Annotated in this window: 23 protein-coding genes; 9 read left to right on the top strand and 14 right to left on the bottom strand. The window is 65.8% G+C overall.

The genetic code is table 11. The annotated features are described in order from the left end of the window. Positions 1-46: 46 nt before the first annotated feature. The 4 genes from hisA (at position 47) to coaA (ending at position 3,011) form a co-directional block, all read left to right on the top strand. Positions 47-781 carry a 1-(5-phosphoribosyl)-5-[(5-phosphoribosylamino)methylideneamino]imidazole-4-carboxamide isomerase gene (gene hisA / locus IVB18_RS49670; RefSeq protein ID WP_247987303.1) on the top strand — a complete coding sequence of 245 codons (735 nt, stop codon included), beginning with the start codon at positions 47-49 and terminating at the stop codon, positions 779-781. A 10-nt stretch (positions 782-791) separates the two neighbouring features. After that, positions 792-1,568: an imidazole glycerol phosphate synthase subunit HisF gene (gene hisF, locus IVB18_RS49665; RefSeq protein ID WP_247987302.1), complete on the top strand. Its 777-nt coding sequence runs from the start codon at positions 792-794 to the stop codon at positions 1,566-1,568. A 77-nt stretch (positions 1,569-1,645) separates the two neighbouring features. Beyond that, positions 1,646-1,972, top strand: coding sequence for a phosphoribosyl-ATP diphosphatase (locus IVB18_RS49660; RefSeq protein WP_247987301.1), 327 nt, complete (start codon positions 1,646-1,648; stop codon positions 1,970-1,972). An 82-nt stretch (positions 1,973-2,054) separates the two neighbouring features. Next, positions 2,055-3,011, top strand: coding sequence for a type I pantothenate kinase (gene coaA, locus IVB18_RS49655; protein WP_247987300.1), 957 nt, complete (start codon positions 2,055-2,057; stop codon positions 3,009-3,011). 179 nt (positions 3,012-3,190) lie between these two features. On the opposite strand, the gene IVB18_RS49650 is transcribed toward coaA, so the two are convergent. The 3 genes from IVB18_RS49650 to IVB18_RS49640 form a co-directional block, all read right to left on the bottom strand. Next, on the bottom strand, positions 3,191-5,416 hold the full coding sequence (locus IVB18_RS49650) for an ATP-binding protein (protein ID WP_247987299.1): 2,226 nt from the start codon (positions 5,414-5,416) through the stop codon (positions 3,191-3,193). A gap of 125 nt (positions 5,417-5,541) precedes the next feature. After that, the gene (locus IVB18_RS49645; protein WP_247987298.1) at positions 5,542-6,009 is read right to left on the bottom strand and encodes a hypothetical protein; all 468 of its coding nucleotides are present in this window, start codon (positions 6,007-6,009) and stop codon (positions 5,542-5,544) included. A 110-nt stretch (positions 6,010-6,119) separates the two neighbouring features. Then, positions 6,120-7,658, bottom strand: coding sequence for a YifB family Mg chelatase-like AAA ATPase (locus IVB18_RS49640; RefSeq protein WP_247987297.1), 1,539 nt, complete (start codon positions 7,656-7,658; stop codon positions 6,120-6,122). A gap of 226 nt (positions 7,659-7,884) precedes the next feature. Here IVB18_RS49640 and IVB18_RS49635 point away from each other — a divergent pair, with 226 nt between their 5' ends. Beyond that, the gene (locus IVB18_RS49635; protein ID WP_247987296.1) at positions 7,885-8,130 is read left to right on the top strand and encodes a PilZ domain-containing protein; all 246 of its coding nucleotides are present in this window, start codon (positions 7,885-7,887) and stop codon (positions 8,128-8,130) included. Between the two features lie 136 nt (positions 8,131-8,266). Continuing rightward, positions 8,267-9,043 carry a tetratricopeptide repeat protein gene (locus tag IVB18_RS49630; protein ID WP_247987295.1) on the top strand — a complete coding sequence of 259 codons (777 nt, stop codon included), beginning with the start codon at positions 8,267-8,269 and terminating at the stop codon, positions 9,041-9,043. A 141-nt stretch (positions 9,044-9,184) separates the two neighbouring features. On the opposite strand, the gene IVB18_RS49625 is transcribed toward IVB18_RS49630, so the two are convergent. The 7 genes from IVB18_RS49625 to rsmI form a co-directional block, all read right to left on the bottom strand. Further along, the gene (locus IVB18_RS49625; RefSeq protein ID WP_247987294.1) at positions 9,185-10,474 is read right to left on the bottom strand and encodes an AAA family ATPase; all 1,290 of its coding nucleotides are present in this window, start codon (positions 10,472-10,474) and stop codon (positions 9,185-9,187) included. After that, the gene (locus tag IVB18_RS49620; RefSeq protein WP_247987293.1) at positions 10,471-11,205 is read right to left on the bottom strand and encodes a CpaD family pilus assembly protein; all 735 of its coding nucleotides are present in this window, start codon (positions 11,203-11,205) and stop codon (positions 10,471-10,473) included. Before IVB18_RS49620 ends, IVB18_RS49625 begins: the two co-directional genes overlap by 4 nt. 56 nt (positions 11,206-11,261) lie before the next feature. After that, the gene (locus IVB18_RS49615; RefSeq protein ID WP_247987292.1) at positions 11,262-12,776 is read right to left on the bottom strand and encodes a type II and III secretion system protein family protein; all 1,515 of its coding nucleotides are present in this window, start codon (positions 12,774-12,776) and stop codon (positions 11,262-11,264) included. Positions 12,777-12,790: 14 nt separating this feature from the next. Continuing rightward, entirely contained in the window at positions 12,791-13,606 is an 816-nt protein-coding gene (cpaB, locus tag IVB18_RS49610; protein ID WP_247987291.1) for a Flp pilus assembly protein CpaB, read from the bottom strand. Positions 13,607-13,970: 364 nt separating this feature from the next. Continuing rightward, on the bottom strand, positions 13,971-14,915 hold the full coding sequence (gene gshB / locus IVB18_RS49605; RefSeq protein WP_247987290.1) for a glutathione synthase: 945 nt from the start codon (positions 14,913-14,915) through the stop codon (positions 13,971-13,973). A 10-nt stretch (positions 14,916-14,925) separates the two neighbouring features. Continuing rightward, positions 14,926-15,333, bottom strand: coding sequence for a YraN family protein (locus IVB18_RS49600; RefSeq protein ID WP_247987289.1), 408 nt, complete (start codon positions 15,331-15,333; stop codon positions 14,926-14,928). Then, positions 15,320-16,270 (bottom strand): 16S rRNA (cytidine(1402)-2'-O)-methyltransferase, encoded by a 951-nt coding sequence (rsmI, locus tag IVB18_RS49595; protein WP_247987288.1) that lies wholly within the window; start codon positions 16,268-16,270, stop codon positions 15,320-15,322. The genes IVB18_RS49600 and rsmI overlap by 14 nt, the downstream gene beginning before the upstream one ends. A gap of 353 nt (positions 16,271-16,623) precedes the next feature. On the opposite strand from rsmI, the gene IVB18_RS49590 reads away from it, so the two are divergent. Continuing rightward, positions 16,624-17,874, top strand: a complete 1,251-nt coding sequence (locus tag IVB18_RS49590; protein WP_247987287.1) for a penicillin-binding protein activator — start codon at positions 16,624-16,626, stop codon at positions 17,872-17,874. Positions 17,875-18,024: 150 nt separating this feature from the next. Here IVB18_RS49590 and hemW read toward each other — a convergent pair whose 3' ends face one another. From hemW to rph, 3 genes are read right to left on the bottom strand one after another with little or no spacing between them, the layout of a single operon-like run. Further along, the gene (gene hemW, locus IVB18_RS49585; protein ID WP_247987286.1) at positions 18,025-19,179 is read right to left on the bottom strand and encodes a radical SAM family heme chaperone HemW; all 1,155 of its coding nucleotides are present in this window, start codon (positions 19,177-19,179) and stop codon (positions 18,025-18,027) included. Continuing rightward, complete coding sequence (gene rdgB / locus IVB18_RS49580) at positions 19,166-19,801, bottom strand: RdgB/HAM1 family non-canonical purine NTP pyrophosphatase (protein WP_247987285.1); 636 nt, start codon at positions 19,799-19,801, stop codon at positions 19,166-19,168. The genes hemW and rdgB overlap by 14 nt, the downstream gene beginning before the upstream one ends. A gap of 10 nt (positions 19,802-19,811) precedes the next feature. Then, on the bottom strand, positions 19,812-20,525 hold the full coding sequence (rph, locus tag IVB18_RS49575; RefSeq protein ID WP_247987284.1) for a ribonuclease PH: 714 nt from the start codon (positions 20,523-20,525) through the stop codon (positions 19,812-19,814). Positions 20,526-20,698: 173 nt separating this feature from the next. On the opposite strand from rph, the gene hrcA reads away from it, so the two are divergent. Both hrcA and grpE read left to right on the top strand, forming a co-directional pair. Continuing rightward, positions 20,699-21,787 (top strand): heat-inducible transcriptional repressor HrcA, encoded by a 1,089-nt coding sequence (gene hrcA, locus IVB18_RS49570; RefSeq protein ID WP_247987283.1) that lies wholly within the window; start codon positions 20,699-20,701, stop codon positions 21,785-21,787. Positions 21,788-21,880: 93 nt separating this feature from the next. Beyond that, positions 21,881-22,486 carry a nucleotide exchange factor GrpE gene (grpE, locus tag IVB18_RS49565; RefSeq protein ID WP_247987282.1) on the top strand — a complete coding sequence of 202 codons (606 nt, stop codon included), beginning with the start codon at positions 21,881-21,883 and terminating at the stop codon, positions 22,484-22,486. Between the two features lie 121 nt (positions 22,487-22,607). On the opposite strand, the gene pncA is transcribed toward grpE, so the two are convergent. Then, positions 22,608-23,330 carry a bifunctional nicotinamidase/pyrazinamidase gene (gene pncA / locus IVB18_RS49560; protein ID WP_247987281.1) on the bottom strand — a complete coding sequence of 241 codons (723 nt, stop codon included), beginning with the start codon at positions 23,328-23,330 and terminating at the stop codon, positions 22,608-22,610. Positions 23,331-23,388 lie beyond the last annotated feature (58 nt).

The following is a 23,388-nucleotide window of genomic DNA, read 5'->3' as shown; positions in this document are numbered from 1 at the left end:
GGGGGAGGGAGCGGACCGTGCGCGCGGAAAGGGTAGCTGCTAAATCATGATCCTCTTCCCCGCCATCGACCTCAAGAACGGCCAATGCGTGCGCCTCGAGCAAGGCGACATGGCGCGCGCCACCGTGTTCAACCTCGATCCCGTCGCGCAGGCGCAGAGCTTCGTCACGCAGGGCTTTGAGTATCTCCATGTCGTCGATCTCGACGGTGCCTTTGCCGGCAAGCCGGTGAATGCACAAGCTGTCGAAGGCATGCTGAAGACGGTCAAGATCCCGGTGCAGCTCGGCGGCGGCATTCGCGATCTCGCGACCGTCGAAGCCTGGCTCGCCAAGGGCATCACCCGCGTCATCATCGGCACCGCCGCCGTCCGCGATCCCGAACTGGTGAAGGCTGCTGCGAAGAAATTCCCCGGCCGCGTCGCGGTCGGGCTCGATGCGCGCGACGGCAAGGTCGCCGTCGAAGGCTGGGCCGAGACCTCGCAGGTGACGGTGCTGGAGATCGCGCAGCGTTTCGAGGATGCCGGCGTTGCCGCCATCATCTTCACCGACATCGCCCGTGATGGCCTGCTCAAGGGCCTGAACCTGGATGCGACCATCGCGCTGGCGGATGCCATCTCCATCCCCGTGATTGCTTCAGGCGGCCTCGCCTCGATCGAGGACGTCAAGGCGATGCTGACGCCGCGGGCATCGAGGCTCGCCGGCGCGATCGCCGGCCGCGCGCTTTACGACGGCCGGCTCGATCCCACCGCCGCTCTCACGCTGATCCGCAACGCGCGCGCCTAGGAGACATCAGATGTTCAAGGTGCGCGTGATCCCCTGCCTCGACGTCAAGGACGGCCGGGTGGTCAAGGGCGTCAACTTCGTCGACCTGCGCGATGCCGGCGATCCCGTCGAAGCCGCGATTGCCTATGACGCCGCCGGCGCCGACGAGCTCTGCTTCCTCGACATCACCGCGACCCATGAGAATCGCGGCATCATGCTCGACGTTGTCCGGCGCACCGCGGAAGCCTGCTTCATGCCGGTGACCGTCGGCGGCGGCGTGCGCAAGGTCGACGATATCAGGACGCTGCTGCGCTCCGGCGCCGACAAGGTCTCGATCAACAGCGCTGCGGTGTCACGGCGCGAGTTCGTCAAGGAAGCGGCCGAGAAATTCGGCGGGCAGTGCGTGGTGGTCGCGATCGACGCCAAGCGGGTCAAGCGCGCAGGCGGCTCCGAGCGCTGGGAGATTTTCACCCATGGTGGGCGCAACTCGACCGGCATCGACGCGATCGAATATGCCCAGGAAGTGGTCTCGCTCGGCGCTGGTGAAATTCTGCTCACCTCGATGGACCGTGACGGCACCCGGCAGGGATTTGACATCCCGCTGACCCGGGCGATCGCCGACAGCGTCCCCGTTCCCGTGATCGCATCGGGCGGCGTCGGTAATCTCGATCACCTCGTCGATGGTATCCGCGACGGGCACGCCACGGCGGTGTTGGCCGCCTCGATCTTCCATTTCGGGGAATTCACCATCCGCGAAGCCAAGGAGCACATGACCCGGCGCGGCCTGGCCATGCGCCTCGATCCCTGACGACTCCAGTTCCAAAAAATGCTACATCAGCCAGCGGGGACCGGCACATCCAGCCGGGCGTGTTCTGAGTATTCTGTATGCCGCGTTTCACGATCCACGATCTGGCCGCAACCATCGACGCCCGCGCGGCGGCCGGTGGCGAGGGCTCCTATACCCGCAAACTCCTGGACAAGGGCGCCGAACATTGCGCCAAGAAGTTCGGTGAGGAAGCAGTCGAAACCGTAATCGCAGCAGTCGAAAACGATCGCGAGCATCTGATCGCCGAGGGCGCCGACCTGCTCTACCATTTCCTTGTGCTGCTCAAGGCCCGGGGCGTAAAGCTGGAAGAGGTCGAGGCGGCGCTGGACAAGCGTACGACGATGTCCGGGTTGGAAGAGAAGGCGTCGCGCAAGGGCGGCAGCTAGAGGTTATGTTTGAGCGTGATCTTTCCGGAAAACCGCTTCACACTTTTCCGGATCATGCTCTGGGCAACGGAAAGGCGGCGTCATGGATATCCGCGCACCCGAGCAGCAGTATAATCCTTACCGCGTCTATACGCGCGAGGAATGGGCGCGGCTGCGCGACGACACGCCGATGACGCTGGAGCCTGGCGAATTCGATCGCCTGCGCTCGCTGCACGACCGCCTCGACTTGCAGGAGGTCGAGGACATCTACCTGCCGCTGTCGCGATTGCTGTCGATCTATGTCGATGCGATGCAGCGGCTGTATTATGCGGAGCGCCAGTTCCTCAACATCCGCGACCGCAAGGTGCCCTACATCATCGGCGTCGCCGGCTCGGTCGCGGTCGGAAAGTCCACCACGGCCCGCGTGCTCCAGGCGCTGCTGGCGCGCTGGTCGCCGCGCCCAAAGGTCGACCTGATCACGACCGACGGCTTTCTCTATCCGAACGCCGTGCTCGATCGACAGGGCATCATGCAGAAGAAGGGCTTTCCGGAGAGCTACGATCTGCCGCTGCTGCTCGGCTTCCTCTCCGACATCAAGGCCGGCCGCCGCCATGTGCGCGCGCCGGTCTATTCGCATCTGACCTACGACATCGTGCCGAACGAATGGGCCGAGATCGACCAGCCGGACATCCTGATCGTCGAGGGCGTCAACGTGCTGCAAACCGGCAAGCTGCCGCGCGACGGCAAGGCGGTGCCGGTCGTCTCCGACTTCTTCGATTTCTCGGTCTATATCGACGCCGACGAAGCTGCACTGCGGCAGTGGTACATCCGACGGTTCCTGTCGCTACGCGACACTGCGTTCATCAATCCAAAGTCCTACTTCAACCGTTACGCACTGTTGTCGGACGAGGAAGCCACCGCCACCGCGATCGCGATCTGGGAGCGCACCAACCTCGCCAATCTCGAGGACAACATCCTGCCGACCCGCCCCCGCGCGACGCTGATCCTGAAGAAGGGCGCCGACCACACGGTGGCGAGCGTGGCGCTGCGGCGGTTGTGATTTTTAGTCATCCTGGCGAAAGCCAGGATCCATTACTCCAAGCGGTCGTTGGGGTGCGTGCCGGCAACCACGAGTCTTCGCCAAACCTCTCCCTGTGGTAATGGGTCCTGGCTTTCGCCAGGACGACGTGGGGATGCATGGTGTTCCAATATACCCGCAATGACGGCGGACAGAGCCAGCTACACCGCCAGATGCCGGGCCGCCGCGATCCCCGCCAGCGCCTCATCCAGCTTCTCGCGATCGAGCGGCTTGATCAAAAAGCCGTTCATGCCCGCCTCGAAGCAGGCATAGCGATCCTCAACCAGCGTATTGGCGGTGAGCGCCAGGATCGGCGTATGACGGCCGCCTGCGGCGGCCTCATGGGCGCGGATGCGCTTGGTCGCCTCGATGCCGTCGAGCTGCGGCATCTGGATGTCCATCAGCACGAGATCATAGGGCGTGCCGGCCGATGCTGCGGCGAGCCAGGATTCCAGCGCGGCCTCGCCATGGATCGCGATGACGACGCGATGGCCGAGTTTCGTCAGCAGCGATCGCATCAACAGCGCGTTGATCTCGTTGTCCTCGGCGACGAGGATCGAAAGGCCTTTTGCCGGCGTTCTGACCGCGGCGGGTTCGACGGGCTCCGGTGCGAGATCGGGCGAGGCGACTTCCGGCGCCAGCGCCAGGCGCGCGGCGAGCGAGGCTGCACGCAACGGCTTCACCAGAAAGCCGGTGAAAGCCGCCGAGAGCTTTTCATGACGTGAGCTCGGCGTCAGCAGCACCAGCCGCTGCGTTGCATGCGCGCGGGCCGTTTCGCCCAGGCGGTCAACGACAGTCGGGCCGAGTGCACGATCGATCAGCAACGCGTGCCACGAGCGTTCCGGCAGCAGCGCTTCCGCTACCGCCGCGTCCGAGACCATGCAGGTCTGGCCGCCCCAGCGTTCCAGCCGCCGCGCGATCAACGAGGCCTCGATGCCGTCGGCCATCAAGAGGATCGACTTGCCGGTGAGGTCGGGACTCCGGAACGCGGTTTGCTCCGCGCCGGCTTGCGATGGCGCCAGTGAAATCGCGACCTCGAAGGTCGAGCCCTTGCCTCGCTCGCTCGTGAGCGTGATGCGGCCACCCATGCGCTTGACGATGCGCTCGCTGATGGCAAGGCCAAGCCCGGTGCCACCATAGGTACGCGCCACGCGATCGTCGGCCTGCTCGAATTCGCGGAAGATGCGCGACTGCGCTTCGGGCGCGATGCCGATGCCGGTGTCGCGCACCAGAAAACTGATCTCGTTCGGCCAGATGCCCGGCTCGACGATCAGCGCGACGCCACCGCTCGCGGTGAACTTGATGGCGTTGCCGGCGAGGTTGAGCAGCACCTGGCGCAGCCGCGCCGCATCGCCCACGACTTCCAGCGGCAGCCGCTCGTCGACATAGGCGGCGATCTCGAGATTCTTGGCCTGCGCGCGCGGCGCCAGCAGCTCGGTGATCTCCTCGATCAAGGTCGAGAGCGCGAAGGGGCGCTGCTCGAGGTCGAGCTTGCCGGCCTCGATCTTGGAATAGTCGAGCAGTTCCTCGATCAGCGCCATCAGCGCCTCGCCCGAGGTTTTCACAGCCTTCGCGTAGGTCGTCTGCTCCGGCGTCAGCGTGGTGTCGAGCAACAGCCCGCCCATGCCGATGATGCCGTTGAGGGGGGTGCGGATCTCGTGCGAGGCCATCGCGAGGAAGCGCGATTTGGCGCGGTTGGCGGCGTCGGCCTGGTCGCGCGCGTCCGACAACGCCCGCTCGGTCTCGGTGCGGTCGGTGACGTCGCGCCCGACGCTCTGCAATTCGGCGGGCTGGCCGGCATCGAGCCGTACAAGACCCTCGCGCCAGGCGATCCAGCGTCCGCCGACGGGCGTCGCGATCTTCTGGTCGTGGATGCGCGTTCCGTTGCTTTCGCGAGCGCTGTCGCCCTGCTCCACCACGTCGAAATCAAATCGCGTGCCGACCAATGCGCTGCGCGCCCGTCCTGCCAGCGCGCAATAGGCGTCGTTGGCGAAAGTGATGCAGCCCTGATGATCGCGCAGCACGATGAGATCGCCCTGCTGTTCGAACAGGCTGCGTGCACGTTCTTCCGCTTCCTTGAGCTCCCAATTGCGATCGATCAGCGCCTCGTTGTGGGCGGCGAGCGTGCGCAGCCGCTTGTTGACGAAGCGCAGCCGCATGCTCAGCGTCGCCAGCCCGAGGCAGGCGAGCGCGAACAGGAAGCTCGCGCCAACCGCAAATGTGTTGGGATCATAGCCGGAATTCTCGGACCGGCTGCCGGCGATGAAACCGTAGGCGCCGCCGAACGTCGCCGAGAAGATCATGAACGAGCGGATCGCGAAGGCGATTTTTGGATAGCGGCGCCTGAAGCGGCGCATGCGCACCTTGATCCGGAACGTCCGACCCATCGTCACCGACTCCGACTCTTTTCCGAAACCCTGTCACCGCCCGCCCAGACGATGGCCGGCCGACCTTGCGAACAGTTTGAGGTCTTGGGGCCGCCTCCAAACAGGGTTGACGAGGCGTTAACGCCTCAGAGCGAGGCGGCCTGGAGGGGGCGGTGTCCACCATGGGCGCCGACGATCAATGCCGCGGCGTCGCGCTGGGAGAGCGTCTTCGAGCGCACATAGATGCGGTAATCCGCCGGTCCTTCGGTGGAGAGATAGATCACCGGCCCGCCGTCGACGGGCTGCGCGGCGATCGTGATCAGGCGTGTCGACGGGTTGGCCTGGCAGGAATCCGGCTCCGAACCGACGCCGTCGTCCACCACCGCAAAATCCGCAGCGCCGGCATCGTCGGTGATCTGAACCCGTACCGTGGCCCGTTCCGGATCTTCGGTGAAGGCGACATGCACGCCGGCCGTCCAGAACAGCGACGTGAGCTCGACCGTGGTTTCGCCGAGCGCGATGCAGGGATGCGAGACCGATCCGATCTCTGCGCGGGCGAACACCGCAGCCGCCAACAGGGGAACAACCGAGGCCAGGATCTTGAAACGCAACATGACACGCTACTCGCCAGGCCCCTTGGGAACTCGTGCAGGCAACTGTTGGGCCTTATGGTTTGCAGAGCGTAAAGGAAACTCGTTACCGCCGGGTTGATGCGCGCGGCGCATCACGCCATCTGGCGCACATCCTCCGCGAGTGCGCGGTAGGACAGCGCTTCGGCCAGATGCAGTCGGCCGATCTTGTCCGCGCCGTCGAGGTCGGCGAGCGTGCGCGCCACGCGCAGCACGCGGTGATAGCCGCGCGCCGACAGCCGCATGGTTTCGGCGGCGTCGCGCAGCAGCTTCTGGCCCTGGGCGTCGGGCTTGGCGATTTGCTCCAGCACCGAGGCCGGCGCCTCGGCATTGGTGCGGACATGCGGCAGGCCCGCATCCGCGTAGCGCGCGAGCTGGATGTCGCGCGCCGCTGCCACGCGCGCGGCAACTTCCGCCGATCCCTCCGCCGGCGGTGGCAGGATCAAATCCGCCGCGGTCACCGCCGGCACCTCGATGCGCAGATCGATCCGGTCCATCAGCGGACCGGAGATGCGGGCCTGATAGTCGCCCGTACAGCGGTCGATGCGGCCGCGCTTGCAGGCATAGCCGGGCTCGAACGCATTGCCGCAGCGGCAGGGATTCATCGCGGCGACCAGCATGAAGCGCGCAGGATAGGTGACGCGGTGATTGGCACGGGACACCGCGACCTCGCCGTTCTCGAGCGGCTGGCGCAGCGAATCCAGCACGCGCGGATCGAACTCCGGAAGCTCGTCGAGGAACAGCACGCCCTGATGCGCAAGCGAGATCTCGCCCGGCTTTGCGCGCGCGCCGCCGCCGGTGAGGGCGGCCATGCTGGCGGAATGATGCGGCGAGCGGAATGGCCGCCGCGCCGTCAGCGCGCCGCCTTCGATCTCACCGGCGACAGAAGCGATCATCGAGACTTCGAGCAGCTCGCCGGGCGACAGCGGCGGCAGGATCGAGGGCAGGCGCGCGGCCAGCATCGATTTGCCGGCGCCGGGCGCGCCGATCATCAGGAGGTGATGGCCGCCCGACGCCGCGATCTCTAGCGCCCGCTTGGCGCTCTCCTGGCCCTTGATGTCGCGCAGGTCGAGCGAAGAGGCCGCGGCCTCATGCACCTTCGGCGTGGGCCGCGACAGCAGCTGCGTCCCTTTGAAGTGATTGGCGATCTGAATGAGTGAGTGTGCGGCGATGATCTGGATATCCGGGCTTGCCCACGCCGCCTCCGAGCCGCAAGCCGCCGGACAGATCAATCCTTCCTCGCGCGTATTGGCGCCGATCGCGGCGGGGAGAACGCCGGCGACGGGTGCGATCGAGCCGTCGAGGCCGAGCTCGCCAAGAACCGTAAAGCCCGTCAGCGCATCCGGCGGGATCGCACCGATCGCCGCCATCAGCCCGAGCGCAATCGGCAGGTCGTAATGGCTGCCTTCCTTGGGCAGATCGGCAGGCGCCAGGTTGACGATGATCCGCCGCGCCGGCAGCGCCAGGCCCGAGGCGATCAACGCCGAGCGGACCCGCTCGCGCGCCTCCGACACCGCCTTGTCCGGAAGACCGACGATGGCAAAGGCCGGCAGGCCCGGCGCGACCTGCACCTGCACGTCGACCGCGCGAGCCTCGATCCCCTCAAAGGCGACGGTAGAAACCCGCTGAACCATGCCCGAACCAGCCTGCCCTCTTGCGCAATCAAGGGTAGCAGAGGCGACTAGTCATGGCAAGAACAATACGGGAACGGGCTGCGGGCTGTCGAAGCCCTAACCGGTCGTAAACGCGGCGCCGACACTACGCCTCGAATGCGACGGGCTCTGCTCAGCACATTCCAACGAATGTTCGGTACTCGTAGAGGTGCGGGATGGGCCGTGATCTAACAAGTGAACAATCAAAATGCTTGCAAATCGCCGCAGAAGCGAACGTCGCGTGTGCACTCGGCTCGCCAAGATCCACTTTGGCGCCGGCTCGCTGCCGAGGGACTGCACGATCACGGACATCTCTGCTGGCGGCGTGAAAGTGGTGGCGGAATTTCTCGAATTGCCGCCGCAGTTCACGATCATTTTCGCGCCCGACTATTCCCGTCAGTGCCGCCTGCGCTGGCGCATCGGCTGCGAATTCGGCGCTGAATTCACGGACTAGAGGAGCATGATCCGGAGAAGTGCGTAGCGGTTTTCCGAATGGATCATGCAACAATAGAGTTGACGCGCGCGCTTCCTTAACGGGAATTTAGCGTTAATCGGTAAGCATCTCTGATCAGTCGCCGAGTGATCAGAGTATGTCCAAGCGTTCGTCCCGCGCCTCTCCCCCGGCGAGATTTCTGCTTCCCGCACTCCTGGTGCTCGTCCTCGGCGGTTGCCAGACCACGAGCCTGGAGGACGTGACCGGTGCGCTCGGCGGCAAGTCGGAAGCGGCGAGCAAGCCGGATGCGAAGCCGGACATGGACGGCCTGCGCGAGCGCTATCGCGCCAAGCCGAGCGATCCCAACGTCGCACTCGAATACGGCAAGGCGCTGCGTGACACTGGCCAGCGTGCGCAGGCGGTCGCGGTGCTGGAGCAAGCCGTGCTCGGCCATCCCAGCAACAAGGCGCTGCTCGCCGGCTATGGCCGCGCGCTCGCCGACAGCGGCAATTTCCAGCAGGCTTTCGATGTCTTGAGCCGCGCGCACACCCCGGAGGATCCCGACTGGCACATCCTGTCGGCGCAGGGCGCGGCGCTCGACCAGCTCGGCCGCAACGAGGAAGCGCAGCAATATTACGCCACCGCGCTCAAGATCGTGCCCGACGAGCCGTCGGTGCTGTCCAACCTCGGCCTGTCCTACATGCTCCAGAACAATCTGCCCAGGGCCGAGGAGACGCTGCGCCGCGCGCATGAACGCAACCCTGCCGCTCCGCGCGTCCGGGCCAATCTGGCCCTTGTCCTGGGATTGGAAGGAAAACAGGCCGAGGCCGAGACCGTCGCGAAGGGCGATCTGTCGCCGGCCGAGGCGGCGGCGAAGGTCACGGCGCTGCGCCAATTGCTGGCGAAGAAGCAGCAGCAGCGGGCGGACAAGTAGCCCGCTAAAGCGCGATGAGATCGGGATGAATCGTCATCGCGCTTTAGGTTGTTGTTTGAGCATGATCTCCGCGCAAACGCGTTCCGCATTTGTCGCGAGGGAAAACCGCTGCGCACCTTTCCGGATCATGCTTTAGCGCGCTTACGAGGCCTTGCGATGCGGGGCCGACCCGCGTCCTGTCCTGCCCTTCAGCTTCTTCAAGAGCGGTCCGAGCAGCGAGCGCTTCGGCTTCTTCACATCGCCGCGTCCGGCGAGGCGGTTCGCCATGTTCTGGAACAGCTCTGTGGTACGGTGGCTCTTCGAGACTTCCGCGATCATCTGGCCGTTGTTGGCCGCGGTAGAGAACAGTTTCGAATCGAACGGGATCACCGCGATCGGCTGGCTCTCCATCGTCTTGATGAACGCCTTGACCTCGATCTCCGCCCGCTTGTGCATACCGACCTGGTTGATGCAGTAGAGCGGCGGCCGATCGTTCGGCCGCGCCGCCTTCAGGACGGTGAGCATGTTCTTGGTGTTGCGCAAATTGGCGAGATCGGGCTCGGCCACGATCACGATGTCGTCGGCATTGACCAGCGCGCGCCGTGTCCATCCCGACCATTGGTGGGGGACGTCGAGCACGATGCAGGGCGTGGTCATGCGCAGCGTGTCGAACACCGCGTCGAATGCTTCGGCGCCGAAATCATAGACACGGTCGAGCGTCGCGGGCGCCGCCAGCAGGCTGAGGCGTTCGGTGCATTTGGCCAGCAGGCGCTCCATCAGCGCGGTGTCCGGCCGGTCCTGCGACAGCACCGCGTTGGCGATGCCTTGCACCGGATCCTGGTTGTAGTCGAGGCTCGCGGTGCCGAACGCGAGGTCGAGATCGATCACGACGGAGTCGAGTGCGAGGTCGCGTGCGATCGTCCAGGCCACGTTGTGCGCGACGGTGGAGGCGCCGACGCCGCCCTTGGCGCCGACCACCGCGATGACGCGGCCGGTGATGATGGCTTCGGAGGCCGAGAACAGGCTGCAGATCGAGCGGACCACGTCGAGGGTTTCGACCGGTCCCACCACGTAGTCGTTGACGCCGCGGCGGACCAGCTCGCGATAGGGCGCGGTGTCGCTGGGATTGCCGATCACGACCACGCGGGTGCCGGGATCGCAGACGCCGGCAAGATCGTCGAGGCCCTCGAGGATGTCGCGGGTGCCGTCGGATTCGATCACGATCACGTTCGGCGTCGGCATCGTGTCATAGACTTCGATCGCCGCGGCGAGGCCGCCGCTCTTGGCGGTGAGATGCGCCTTGGCGAGCCGGCGATCCTGCCCGGCCGCGGTCATCGCGGCGAGCGTCTGCTCGGTCTCGCAAAATGCCTGAACCGAGATGCGCGGAACCGGCGCAATGTGTTCCTCGGGGTGCTGCGGATCGTCCGCTTCTTCGTCGTGGACGCTTGTCATTTGCCGGTGTCGCTGAGTTTGGCCTTGTCAGCCTCGGGATAGGTGGTCGCGGTCGTCGTGCCCTTGCGGTAGCGCTCGAAGGCGACGTCGCGCCGCGCGGTATAGGCGGGCGTCTCGGATCGGGGCTGCTCGAGGTCGGCAGGATTGTCGATCATTGCCGCGAGATTGCGCTGGGTGGCGCAGCCCAGATTGAAATACGGACGGTTCTCGTTATAGCCGGGGTCGAGGATCGACGGGCCGATGTCTTCCGGCCACAGCCCGCATGGACCGGCGACCGCCGCGATCCTGGAATAGCTCAGCCGGACGGTGGGCAGCAGCCCCGGATCTTCGGGCCGATAGCGGTGCTGGACGATGGCGCGAGACGGCACGCCGCCGGCCGCGAGCACGGAACGGATCTCCTGATAGGTCGCCGCCGCGGCGCGCGAATTCGCAGTGTCGACGGGGACATCGACGATGACGGAGCCGGTGCCTTCGCGCACCCAGTCCCGGGCAATGCCGGAGACGTCAGAGTGCTGCGCGGCCGAAAGGCCGCCGCGGGCCTTGCCGACAAAGATTACGACCGAGCGCTTGGATTCCTGCACCGCGATCGGGTGGCGCTGGCGATAATCGGTCGGCACGGTCTGCGTGACGATCTCGCCGGTGGTGTTGCACGCGCCTAGCATGACGGATAGCCCCGTCAGTGCAAGCGCGACACGCAGGTTGCGACGTCGATCGGTTAAAGTCTTCGTCATCGCTTCATCCCCTCTTGCCCCGTTTCTCGCCCCATTCCCCAAGCCGCCGTTCGTCGTCAGTCGATGATGAAGCCGAAATCGCCCTCGATGCCGTTGATGGGATCGACGCGGCGCGCGATGCCATAGAGGCGGTTCATGCGGCCGAGCAACGCCGTCTGCGCATCCGAGGCCGGCGCGAACCCGTCGTCGGGCCGCGACAATTCCTTCTGGGCAACCGCACGCACCACATAGGGCGACACGATCACCATCAGCTCGGTCTCGTTGTTGACGAAGTCCTGGCTCCGGAACAGCGCGCCAAGAATAGGAACCTGGTCGACGCCGGGAAGGCCGTTGATCGCCTGCTTGGTCTGCTGCTGAATCAGACCGGCCATCGCCATCGAGCCGCCGGAGGGAATTTCCAGCGTCGTCTCGGCGCGGCGGGTCTGGATCGAGGGGATGGTGATCGAATTGGTCGAGCTCGAGGACAGTGCCTGCGTCACCGTGATCGAGCTCTGGTTCGACAGCTCCGAGACCTCGGTCATCACCCGCAGGCTGATGCGTCCTTCGCTGAGCACGACCGGCGTGAAGTTCAGGGAGATGCCGAACTTCTTGTAGGTGATCTGGGTGGTACAGACGTGGGTAACCGGATCGCAGGAATAGCCCGCCGGGATCGGAAACTCGCCGCCGGCGATGAAGGTGGCGTTCTCGCCCGAGATCGCCGTCAGGCTCGGTTCGGCCAGCGTCCGCATGACACCGGCGCTTTCCATCGCGCGCATCGTGGCGTTGACCGTGGCGACACCCTTGGCAAGGCCGGTAATGCCAAGCCCGTTGCTGCCGACGATCGGCCCGCCGCTGACCGCGAAGGGGTTGGAATTATTGAAATTCACGACCGCCGTGCCGGCGTTCAGGCTGGCGCTGAGGTCGACGCCCAACTGCTTGACGATGTCGCGGCGCACTTCACCGACGACGACCTTGAGCATCACCTGGTCGCGGCCGCGCACGACGATGTTGTTGACGACCTTGTCCGCGCTGCCGACGAGCTTCGCCGCGACGTCGCCGGCCTGCTGGGCCTCGACCGGGCTCGTCACCGAGCCGGTCAGCATCACGCTGTCGCCGACGCCTTCGATCTGCACGCCCGGCAGCGACTGGCGCAGTGCCGTGCGCATGCCGTTGAGGTCGCGCTTCACCGCGATGTCGTAGGAGGCGACCTGCTGGCCGTCGGCTGTGAAGAACACGACGTTGGTCTGGCCGACCTGACCGCCGATGATGTAGGCGCGCTGCGCCGAGCGGATCACCGCATTTGCGATCTTGGGATCGGCCACCAGCACGTCCTTGACCTCGCGCGGCAGGTCGATGACGACCGACTTGCCGACGCCGAGCGACAGGGAGCGCGTCCGGGCGGGCGCGATGGTCGCGACCGGCGCCACGCCGAGATCCGCCTGCATCGGCGCCTGGTCGCCGACCGGCGCATCCGCAGCGTTCGCCATGTCCGGTGCTGCGACCAGCCCCAGCATCATCATGACCCCTGCCCAGAACGTGCGCGCGCCATTCCCGCGAATGCGCAGCACCGTCCGATAGTCCCCATGTCTCATCTTGGGTGTCCCCATCACTTCTGTGACGTTAGTTGCCGCGCCGGCACGCCGTAGCGGATCACGCTGACGCCGCCGGGACGCTTGACCGCCTGGTCCTCGGACGCGCCGTCCGATGCGTTGGCATCGACGATGCTCCGCAGCGCCAGTTGCAGCGTGCCGCCCTGGCGCGCGGCTGCGAGGGTTGCGACCTGGTCGGGCTTGAGCTCGAGCGTGACGGTCTTGCCGAGCACGGCAGTCTGGCCGTCCTTTTCCTTCGGTGCCTGGTCGATCGCGAGCACGCGGATGTTGGTCAGGATGGTCTCGGAAAGGATGAGGTCATTGCCGGCGGTCGGGCCGTTGTTGCCGTCGGGATTCTTCAAGCGGCGGGTCAGAACGATGTCGACGCGGTCGTTCGGCAGGATGAAGCCGCCGGCGCCGGTCTCTGCTGAAATCTCGGTGGAGACGGCCCGCATGCCGGTCGGCAGGATCGCGGCCATGAAGCCGGAGCCCTCGGCCTTCACCAGCTTCTGCTCGCGGATCGGCTCGCCCTGCATCAACGGCACGCGCGCGATCGAGCCCGCGATCTGGCTCTGTGCTTCCGGCCGGTTGTCACGGCGGATGAAGGCGCTGCTCGCGGTCGCCGCCGGCCAGACCTGCCATTGCAGGTCTTCGGCCTTCACATACTGGCCGAGCCCGATGTCGGTCTTGGCGACGAGAACCTCGACCGTCGGCAGCTTCTCGGCCACGGGTGCGGCGGGAGCCGGCTTGTTGTCATAGCCGCTCGCCAGATACGCAGCGACGCCGCCGGCGCTCAGCGCAATGACGAGAACGACAATGCGTGCGGTGTTCATACGCCTCTACTCTTACGCGGGGCACTCGAACCGCACCTGGCGGGTTCCCCGTGTCGATGAGTAGGCAGTAAAAGTGTAGGGGGTGTTGCGAGGCCGAATGTGATCGCCGGTCACGATGGGAGTTCTGGCCGGATGGTGAATGCCGCGTTATTCGGTAGCCCGCGGCTCCGTAGTTTCACGCAAGGCGACAGGCACTCGCAGACGCTGCGCGAACCGTCATGGTGAATGGGTGGTTAGTGATGGGCAGGTGTGCCGCGCGTGCAGTGCGTGGCCCGGATGGAGCGAAGCGCAATCCGGGGCCGCTGAGTATGTTGCGAAATCCCGGATTTCGCTGCGCTCCATCCGGGCTACGCGGTGAGAGGCGCTACCTCGCCCGCTTCTGCTCGATCGCGTCCCAGACCTTGGCTGCCACGTCCGGCCCGCCGAGCTTTGCAATTGCGCGGATGCCGGTCGGAGAGGTCACGTTGATCTCGGTGAGGCTGCCGTTGATGACGTCGATGCCGACGAACAGGAGGCCGCACTCGCGCAGCGCCGGTCCGACCGTCGCGCAGATTTCGCGCTCGCGGGGGGTCAGCTCGGTCTCCTGCGCCGCGCCGCCGCGCACCATGTTGGAGCGGAGATCGTCCACGGCCGGCACGCGGTTGACGGCGCCGGCGAACTCGCCGTTGACCAGGATGATGCGCTTGTCGCCCTGCTTCACCTCGGGGATGAATTGCTGGATCACCCAGGGCTCCTTGAACGTCACCGAGAACATGTCGAACAGCGAGCCGAAATTCATGTCCTGCTGCATCACGCGGAACACCGCCGCGCCGCCATGGCCGTGCAGCGGCTTCATCACCACGGCGCCGTGCTGCTCGCGGAAGGCGTTGATCTCATCCAGATCACGCGAGATCAGCGTCGGCGGCATCAGCTGCGGAAAGTTCATCACGAACAGTTTTTCCGGCGCGTTGCGCACCGAGGCCGGATCGTTGACGACCAGCGTCTTCGGGTGGATGCGCTCCAGAAAATGCGTCGAGGTGATGTAGGCGAGATCGAACGGTGGGTCCTGGCGCAGCAGCACCACGTCAAAACCGTTCAGTGCCTCGCGGTGGGGTTCACCAAGAGTGAAGTGATTGCCGGGCTCGTCGCGCACGGTCAGGAGCTGGACCGGAGCGACCAGCTCCTCGCCGACCAGCGACAGCTTGTCGGGCGTGTAGTAGGACAGGCCGTGGCCGCGCTTCTGCGCCTCCAGCAGCAGCGCGAAGGTGGAATCGCCGCTAATGTTGATGCGGGCGATGGGATCCATCTGGACGGCGACGTTCAGTTTCATGTTCTGCCTTTCAGGTCGAGGCGTCGAATGCCGCCAACACATGGCGCGGAAGTGACCGCGGCGCAATCAGCATGGCATCGAATCGCATTTCAAATTCCGCATGCTCGGGATGCGCGGCGAGCCAGCCCTGCGCGGCATCGATGATGCGCAGCTGCTGGCGCGGCGTCACGGCAAAGGCGGCGTCATCCAGCGTCGCACGTGCCTTGACCTCGACGAAAGCGATCAGGTTGCGGCGCCGCGCCACGATATCGATCTCGCCATGCGGCGTGCGGTAGCGTTTTGCCAGGATGCGGTAGCCCTTCGCCATGAGGAAGGCTGCGGCGCGGCTCTCGGCGGAGATACCGGTGCGGAAGGCGGCGACGCGTTCGGGCGAGGCGACTTTTGGTTCCATCGGCGTGGCGCCGTCAGTCTTCGCCATCGCCGCCCCGCAAAAGTTTTGCGAGCTCGAGCGCGCGGGCATAGACCTCGCGGCGCGGCCGCCCGGACAGCTCGACCGCATGTGCCACCGCGTCCTTGACGCTTTGCGTCTTGAGCTGGTCGCGCAGGAGGTCGTCGAGTGCATCCGCCGTCATCACCTCCGCGTCAGCCGCGGGCGGAGCGATCACCAGCACGAATTCGCCGCGCGTCTCCAGCGTGTCCGTCTCGCGGGCCAACTCGCTGAGTGGCGCGCGCGAAATCTCTTCATGCAGCTTGGTCAGCTCGCGGCAGATCGCGGCTTCGCGCGTCCCCATGATGTCGGCGAGCTCGGCGAGCGTATCCTGCACGCGGTTGCCGGATTCGAACATCACCAGCGTCGCGTCGATGCGGGCGAGCTCTGTGAGGCGCGTCCGGCGCGCGGCCGATTTGGCCGGCAGAAAGCCTTCGAAGAAGAAGCGGTCGGTCGGCAGCGCCGCAACCGACAGCGCCGCCAGCACCGAGGACGGGCCGGGCAGCGCGTAGACTGCGTGTCCGGCGGCGCAGACCTCGCGGACCAGCTTGAAGCCGGGATCGGAGATCAGCGGCGTGCCGGCATCCGATACCAGCGCGACCGAGCCGCCCTGCGCCAGCGCCTCCAGGATTTTTGGACGCGCGGCCTCGGCATTGTGCTCGTGATAGGGCTTGAGCTGCGCGGAGATGGCGTAGCGCTCGGTCAGGCGCCGCGAAATGCGGGTGTCCTCGCAGGCGATCACGTCGACGCCGGCGAGCGTCTGGAGCGCGCGCAGCGTGATGTCGCCGAGATTGCCGATGGGGGTTGCGACCAGATGGAGGCCCGGCGCCGCCTTCGGCGCCGCAAAGCGGTGGGCATCGATGGAGAAACCGCGCAAGGCGGTGTCCGTATCTTCAGGCGTATTTATCGGGGCCGGCTTTGCGCGCATAATGAAACGAACTTAGGCATGATCCGGAGGGCTGGGAACCGCTCCTCTGAAAAAGATCGTACCGACGCAAGATATTAAGTCATGGGGCAGGAAGGACGGGAATGTGATCCATCCGGCATCACATTCGAGAGGGAGTGGAGGCCCAGCGCCATATTCGCGGCGGAAACCCCGCCTTGATGCTGCGTGACGGACGGCGAACAGCTAGCCAGGACTTGAGATAGGGCCGCGTTAAGCGGTTATTATCCTTTTGTTTTAGTTAACTATTTGCCGACAATATGCCTGAATCCCCGGCTTCTGTCGCGGAAGAATCGTTGTGACCGGTCCGAACAGGGCCGATCAGAAGAAGAGCTGCCATGGTGGGCCCGCGTTATCCCAGATCTTCCTCTTCGGAAGAGTCTCCCTCTCCGGGGCCCCGATCGTCGGGGGCGACCCGGCGGAGCGCGCTTGGCCTGCTGCTCGGCGCGCCGCTGCTGTCGGCCTGCGCCGGCGTGCAGCAGAGCCTCAGCCAGTTCTCCAACCCGTTCAGCAGCTCTTCGCCCCCGGCCCAACCCGCGGGGCCGCCGCAACAGGCCACGACCGCCGGCACCGGCGGGGTGAAAGTCGCCGTGATCCTGCCGCTCTCGGCCGCCGGCAATGCCGGTTTGGCCGCGCAATCCATGCGCAACGCTGCCGAGATGGCGCTGGCCGAGTTCCAGAATCCCAACATCCAGCTCCTGATCAAGGACGACAACGGCAGTCCACAAGGTGCCCAGCAGGGTGCGCAGCAGGCGGTCGACGAAGGCGCCGAGATCATTCTGGGGCCGCTGTTTGCGCAGTCGGTGCCTGCGGTGGCGCAGGTCGCGCGCACCCGCGGCATCCCGGTGATGGCGTTCTCGACCGACTCCAGCATCGCCGGCCGCGGCGTCTATCTGCTCTCCTTCCTGCCGGAGTCCGACGTCAACCGCATCGTCGAATACTCCGCCAGCGTCGGAAAGCGTTCCGTCGCCGTCCTCGTGCCCGACAATGCCTATGGCAATGTCGTCGAAGCCGCGGTGAAGGCGGCGGTGCCGCGGCGCGGCGGCCGCATTGTCGCGTTCGAGAAATACGGCGCCGATCGCGCCACGCCGGCGCGGACGGTGGCGCAGCAGCTCGGCAGCGCAGATGCGCTGTTCATTGCCGATGACGGCGATGCCGTCGTCGCGGTGGCGGATGCGATGACCGCGGCGGGCGCGAATTTGCGCAACATCCAGTTGCTCGGCACCGGCCTCTGGGACAATCCGCGCGTCTATGCCAGCTCTGCGCTGCAAGGCGGCCTCTATGCCGCGCCCGACCCGGCCGGCTTTCGCGCATTCTCCGGCCGCTATCGCACCAAATATGGCGGCGAGCCGGTGCGCACCGCAACGCTCGCCTACGACGCAGTGGCTCTCGTCGCCGCGCTCGCGCGCACGCAAGGCCCCACGCGCTTCTCGTCCGACGTGCTCACCAACCCCTCCGGCTTCGCCGGCATCGACGGCCTGTTCCGCTTCCGCGCGGATGGAACGAACGAGCGCGGCCTCGCGGTGATGAAGGTGACGACCGGCGGTGGTGTGGCGGTCGCGGGTTCGCCGAAGAGTTTTGGGGCTTGATGATTCACCCCTCCCGCTTGCGGGAGAGGTCGGCGCGTAGCGCCGGGTGAGGGCTCTCTCCGCTTGGGGATTGTCCCGTTGCGGAGACACCCTCTCCCCAACCCTCTCCCGCAAGCGGGAGAGGGAGCGCACCGCCGATTTGGTTGAGACTTACGCCGCCAGATCCGCGACTACCGCGTCCAGCACCGGAAAACCGCTGCTCGTCACGCGCAGCCGTCCCGTTGCATCCACCGTGATCGCACCTTCTTCGCGCAACAGCGCGATGCGCTTGGGGTCGAGCGGGCGGCCGGACAGGGCAGTGTAACGCTTCGGATCGATACCTTCCGCAAGGCGCAATCCCATCAGCAGGAATTCGTCGGCGCGCTCCTCGCTGTTGAGGAGATCGTCGGTGACGACGCCATGGCCGTTGGTTTCGACCCGCATCAGCCAGGCTTCGGGGCGCTTCTCGGTGGCGATTGCGTGCCTGATGCCGTCGATATCGAGTCTTCCGTGTGCGCCAGGGCCGACGCCGGCATATTCCTCGCCGCGCCAGTAGACCAGATTGTGCCGGCACTCGGCGCCGCGCCGCGCGTGATTGGAGATCTCGTAAGCAGGCAGCCCGAGCTTGTCGCAGGTTTCCTGCGTGACGTCGTAGAGCGCGCGCGCGACCGCTTCGTCCGGTATCTTCAGCTTGCCGGCCTGGTGCAGGCCGAAAAACGGCGTGCCTTCCTCGATGGTGAGCTGATAGAGCGACAGATGCTCGGCGGCCTCGTCGATGGCGTGACGTAGTTCATCGGCCCACATCGCCGGGGTCTGGTCGGGGCGGGCGTAGATCAGATCGAAGGAGTAACGGTCGAACGAACGGCGCGCGATCGCGACCGCATCGAGTGCCTCGCGGGCGCTATGCAGGCGGCCCAGCGCTTTCAGCGAGGCGTCGTCGAGCGCCTGCACTCCGAGCGAGACGCGGTTGACGCCGGCGGCGCGATAGCCTGCGAAGCGCGTGGCTTCGACGCTGGTCGGATTCGCCTCGAGCGTGACCTCGACGTCGCCGGCGACCTTCCAGTGCTTGCCGATGGCATCGAGAACCGCGCCGACGGTCGCAGGCTGCATCAAAGACGGTGTGCCGCCGCCGAGGAAGATCGAGGTGACCTCGCGGCCCGGCGCGCGCTGCGCAGTCGTTTCGATCTCGCGCGTAAAGGCAGAGGCAAAGCGCGCCTCGTCGATCGGGGCGTGGCGGACGTGACTGTTGAAGTCGCAATAGGGGCACTTCGACAGGCAGAACGGCCAGTGCACGTAGACGCCGAAAGCTTCGTTAGCGCGGCTCAAGGCAGATCTCCGCCAGTTTCACGAAGGCGCGGGCACGGTGCGAGAGTCCGAGGCCCAACGGCGGCAGGCCGTGCTTCTCGATGCTGGTCATCTCGCCGAACGTACGTGTGTGGCCGTCGGGCAAAAACATCGGGTCGTAGCCGAAGCCGGCCGTGCCGCGCGGCGGCCAGACCAGCGTGCCGTCGACGCGCGCCTCGACTTCTTCGAGATGATGGTCGGGCCAGGCGACGCAGAGCGCGGAGACGAAATGCGCGGTGCGCTTGTCCGGTGTGGTGGCGCCGCGCTCCCGCAACAGGCGCTCGATCCGCGTCATCGCCGCGGTGAAATCCTTGGACGGACCCGCCCAGCGTGCGCTGTGGATGCCGGGCGCGCCGTCGAGCGCGTCGACCACGATGCCGGAATCATCGGCGAAGGAAGGAAGCTTAGTCGCCTGCGCCGCCGCGCTCGCCTTGATCGCGGCGTTGCTGCGGAAATCGTGGCCGGTCTCTTCCGGTTCGGGCAGGCCGAGCTCGCCGGCCGACACCGCCTCGATGCCGTGAGGCGCGAGCAGCTCCTTCATCTCGGCGAGCTTGCCGGGATTGTGGGTCGCGATGACGAGCTTTCCGGTGATTCGGCGGTGCATGGCTTATTGACTATGCCACCGCAAGTTTCTGCAAGTCCACGAGACGCGCGACGCCCTTGCGTGCCAGCGCCATCAGCGCCAGGAACTCGTCCTGCGTGAACGGCTCGCGCTCCGCGGTTCCCTGCACCTCGATGATGCGGCCGTCGCCGGTCATGACGAAATTGGCGTCGGTCTGGGCTTCCGAATCCTCGGCATAGTCGAGATCGAGCACCGGCGTGCCGTTGTAGATGCCGCAGGAGATCGCGGCGACGTTGTCGCGCATCACATTGGCCTTGATCATGTTGCGCGCCTTCATCCAGCTGATGCAATCAGCGAGCGCGACCCAGGCGCCCGTGATCGAGGCCGTACGGGTGCCGCCGTCGGCCTGGATCACGTCGCAATCGACCGTGATCTGACGCTCGCCGAGCGCTTCGAGATCGACGATGGTGCGAAGCGAGCGGCCGATCAGGCGCTGGATTTCCACGGTGCGGCCGCTCTGTTTTCCAGCGGAGGCCTCGCGGCGGGTGCGTTCCAGCGTGGCGCGCGGCAGCATGCCGTATTCGGCGGTGACCCAGCCGCGGCCCTGGCCCTTCAGCCACGGCGGCAGGCGCTCTTCCAAAGTGGCGGTGACCAGCACATGGGTATCGCCGAACTTCACCAGGCAGGAGCCTTCCGCATATTTGACCACGCCGCGCTCCAGCGTCACGGGGCGCAATTCGTCGGGCGCACGGCGGCTTGGCCGCATGGGAAATCCTCCAAAACTCACGGGAATAGGCTGTTCGCGGTGCTTGTAGGTGGGGTGAGGGTAGGCGGCAAGGGGGACGTCTGACTTTTCGGTCCCCAGGCAATCGCAAAACCACGCTTGTCAGCGGCCTCCCGGATAGACAAATTACAAGCATCCGAGAGGAGTTAACGTCCGTGGCCCATCACGATCCGATCCATCTGATCGCGCCGCGCGCAGGCCTCGCCCAGCTCAACGAGCGATCCCGCGATATCTTTCGTCAAATCGTCGAGAGTTATCTCACGACCGGTGAGCCGGTCGGCTCGCGCAATATCTCGCGCCTGATCGCCATGCCGCTGTCGCCGGCATCGGTGCGCAATGTCATGGCCGATCTGGAACAGCTCGGCCTGATCTATGCCCCGCACACCTCCGCCGGCCGGCTGCCGACGGAACTCGGCCTACGCTTCTTCGTCGATGCCTTGATGCAGGTCGGCGATCTCAACGACGCCGAACGGCAGGCGATCCAGAGCCAGCTCACCTCCGTCGGCCAGGCGCAATCGGTCGAGGCCGCTCTGGAGGAGGCGTTGACGCGGCTCTCCGGCCTGACCCGGGCCGCCGCGGTCGTGCTGACGCCGAAATCCAATGCGCGGTTGAAACACATCGAGTTTGTCCGGTTGGAACCGGAGAAGGCGCTGGCGATCCTGGTCGGTGAGGACGGCCAAGTCGAAAACCGGGTGCTGACGCTGCCGCCGGGGGTTCCATCCTCGGCGCTGACGGAGGCCGGCAATTTCCTCAACGCGAGAATCCGCGGCCGAACGCTGGCCGAGGCGCGGCTCGAGCTCGAGACTGCGCTCGGAGAGGCGCGCGCCGAGCTCGATCAGCTGACCCAGAAGGTGATCTCGGCCGGGATCGCAAGCTGGTCCGGCGGCGAGAACGAAGATCGCCAGCTCATCGTCCGCGGCCACGCCAATCTGCTCGAAGACCTGCACGCGCTGGAGGATCTCGAGCGCGTGCGCCTTCTGTTCGACGATCTCGAGACCAAGCGCGGCGTCATCGACCTGCTCGGCCGCGCCGAGACTGCCGAGGGGGTGCGCATCTTCATCGGCTCCGAGAACAAGCTGTTCTCGCTGTCGGGCTCCTCCACCATTATCGCGCCCTATCGGGATGCCGCCGGCCGCATCGTCGGCGTTTTGGGCGTGATCGGGCCGACACGGCTGAATTATGCCCGCGTGATCCCCACCGTGGACTACGCCGCCCGCATCGTCAGTCGCCTTCTGGGCGGCTGACCGGCGTTTCGATCACGGGCGCTTGATTTTCGGCGTCCGAAGCACGATATCCGGACAAGAAAAATCCCTGAGACGAGTTTGAGAAGAGGGCCGATGACCGATCGAGACCGGCAACCCGAAGACACGACTGGCGAGCCCGTGGTGTCAAAGCCGTATGTGATGCCCGACGATCCCGAGCCCGGTTCGGTCGAATTGTTGCAGCAGGAGGTCTCCGAGGCGCGTGACCGCATGCTGCGGACGCTGGCCGAGATGGAGAATCTGCGCAAGCGCACCATCAAGGAGGTCGCCGACGCCAGGCTCTATGGCATCACCGGCTTTGCCCGCGACGTGCTCGACATCGCCGACAATCTCCAGCGCGCGCTTGATGCGGTTCCGGCCGAGGCGCGGGCCGCTGCCGATCCTGGCCTGACATCGCTGATCGAGGGCGTCGAGCTCACCGAGCGTTCGCTGCTCAACGCGCTGGAAAAGCACGGCGTGAAGAAGTTCGATCCGCAGGGCCAGAAGTTCGACCCGAACTTCCAGCAGGCGATGTTCGAAGTGCCCGATCCGTCGGTGCCGTCGGGCACCGTGGTGCAGGTCATGCAGGCCGGCTACACCATCGGCGAGCGCGTGCTTCGTCCGGCTCTCGTTGGTGTCGCCAAGGGCGGCGCAAAGGCCGCACCTGCCGCCAACAACAACGAGCCGAACGGCGCGGTGTAAGCCGCATTCTACGCACTGTTGGTTCAGGCGTCGTTCCGGGGCGGCTCGCAGAGCCGAACCCGGAAACTCGAGCTTCCGGGTTCGATGCTTCGCATCGCCCCGGAATGACGGCTCGCTTCCGTTACGCGCTCACCGCGATATCGCCCGACTGAATCCGCTTCACCCCGGCCTTGGCCATATCGGCCCAGGCCTTGGCCAGCGAGCCCTGCGTGTCGATGCCGCGGCAGGCGTCTTCCACGACATAGACCTCGAAGCCCGCCTTGCGCGCGTCGAGCGCGGTCCAGGCGACGCAGAAATCGGTCGCGAGCCCTGCGACGAAGACGCGCTTGATCTTGCGCCCCTTCAGATAGCCGGCGAGACCGGTCGAAGTCTTGCCGTCGGCTTCGAGGAAGGCCGAGTAGCTGTCGACGTCCTTGTGAAAGCCCTTGCGGATGATGAGCTCGGCGTGCGCGATCGAAAGGTCCTTCGACAACGCCGCGCCGTCGGTGCCTTGCACGCAATGGTCGGGCCACAGCACCTGCTTGCCATAGGGCAGGTCGACGGTCTCGAACGGCTTCTTGCCGGGATGTACCGAGGCGAACGAGACATGGCCGGGCGTGTGCCAGTCCTGCGTCATCACCACGTTCGCGAACGCCTTGGCCAACTTGTTGATGACCGGCACCACCTGGTCGCCTTCCTTCACCGCGAGACTGCCGCCGGGCAGGAAGCAGTTTTGCACGTCGATCACGAGCAGCGCGGATGAATCATCCGGCTTGATCGATGCGGCTGCAAAGAGCGCGGTTGGAGCGAGCGTCGCGAGCGCCGTCGTCCCAAGCGCCGCCAAGATTTGTCGCCGATCCAGCATCGTTCGCCTCCCTCCAGGATGAACCCAACGGAGGAGAAGACTAGTTCCGTTCGTGTAC

Origin of the sequence: Bradyrhizobium sp. 186 (genome assembly GCF_023101685.1) — a bacterium.
Classification (GTDB): Bacteria; Pseudomonadota; Alphaproteobacteria; order Rhizobiales; family Xanthobacteraceae; genus Bradyrhizobium.
The sequence above is the reverse complement of the archived record's forward strand: the minus strand, read 5'-3'. Positions and strand labels throughout refer to the sequence as shown.

What these genes read in the sequence shown, in the direction of transcription:
- hisA (WP_247987303.1), top strand. Translation starts at nt 47, where the DNA reads ATGATCCTCTTCCCCGCCATCGACCTCAAGAACGGCCAATGCGTGCGC.
- hisF (WP_247987302.1), top strand. Translation starts at nt 792, where the DNA reads ATGTTCAAGGTGCGCGTGATCCCCTGCCTCGACGTCAAGGACGGCCGG.
- IVB18_RS49660 (WP_247987301.1), top strand. Translation starts at nt 1,646, where the DNA reads ATGCCGCGTTTCACGATCCACGATCTGGCCGCAACCATCGACGCCCGC.
- coaA (WP_247987300.1), top strand. Translation starts at nt 2,055, where the DNA reads ATGGATATCCGCGCACCCGAGCAGCAGTATAATCCTTACCGCGTCTAT.
- IVB18_RS49650 (WP_247987299.1), bottom strand. Translation starts at nt 5,416, where the DNA reads ATGGGTCGGACGTTCCGGATCAAGGTGCGCATGCGCCGCTTCAGGCGC.
- IVB18_RS49645 (WP_247987298.1), bottom strand. Translation starts at nt 6,009, where the DNA reads ATGTTGCGTTTCAAGATCCTGGCCTCGGTTGTTCCCCTGTTGGCGGCT.
- IVB18_RS49640 (WP_247987297.1), bottom strand. Translation starts at nt 7,658, where the DNA reads ATGGTTCAGCGGGTTTCTACCGTCGCCTTTGAGGGGATCGAGGCTCGC.
- IVB18_RS49635 (WP_247987296.1), top strand. Translation starts at nt 7,885, where the DNA reads ATGCTTGCAAATCGCCGCAGAAGCGAACGTCGCGTGTGCACTCGGCTC.
- IVB18_RS49630 (WP_247987295.1), top strand. Translation starts at nt 8,267, where the DNA reads ATGTCCAAGCGTTCGTCCCGCGCCTCTCCCCCGGCGAGATTTCTGCTT.
- IVB18_RS49625 (WP_247987294.1), bottom strand. Translation starts at nt 10,474, where the DNA reads ATGACAAGCGTCCACGACGAAGAAGCGGACGATCCGCAGCACCCCGAG.
- IVB18_RS49620 (WP_247987293.1), bottom strand. Translation starts at nt 11,205, where the DNA reads ATGACGAAGACTTTAACCGATCGACGTCGCAACCTGCGTGTCGCGCTT.
- IVB18_RS49615 (WP_247987292.1), bottom strand. Translation starts at nt 12,776, where the DNA reads ATGAGACATGGGGACTATCGGACGGTGCTGCGCATTCGCGGGAATGGC.
- cpaB (WP_247987291.1), bottom strand. Translation starts at nt 13,606, where the DNA reads ATGAACACCGCACGCATTGTCGTTCTCGTCATTGCGCTGAGCGCCGGC.
- gshB (WP_247987290.1), bottom strand. Translation starts at nt 14,915, where the DNA reads ATGAAACTGAACGTCGCCGTCCAGATGGATCCCATCGCCCGCATCAAC.
- IVB18_RS49600 (WP_247987289.1), bottom strand. Translation starts at nt 15,333, where the DNA reads ATGGCGAAGACTGACGGCGCCACGCCGATGGAACCAAAAGTCGCCTCG.
- rsmI (WP_247987288.1), bottom strand. Translation starts at nt 16,270, where the DNA reads ATGCGCGCAAAGCCGGCCCCGATAAATACGCCTGAAGATACGGACACC.
- IVB18_RS49590 (WP_247987287.1), top strand. Translation starts at nt 16,624, where the DNA reads ATGGTGGGCCCGCGTTATCCCAGATCTTCCTCTTCGGAAGAGTCTCCC.
- rdgB (WP_247987285.1), bottom strand. Translation starts at nt 19,801, where the DNA reads ATGCACCGCCGAATCACCGGAAAGCTCGTCATCGCGACCCACAATCCC.
- rph (WP_247987284.1), bottom strand. Translation starts at nt 20,525, where the DNA reads ATGCGGCCAAGCCGCCGTGCGCCCGACGAATTGCGCCCCGTGACGCTG.
- grpE (WP_247987282.1), top strand. Translation starts at nt 21,881, where the DNA reads ATGACCGATCGAGACCGGCAACCCGAAGACACGACTGGCGAGCCCGTG.
- pncA (WP_247987281.1), bottom strand. Translation starts at nt 23,330, where the DNA reads ATGCTGGATCGGCGACAAATCTTGGCGGCGCTTGGGACGACGGCGCTC.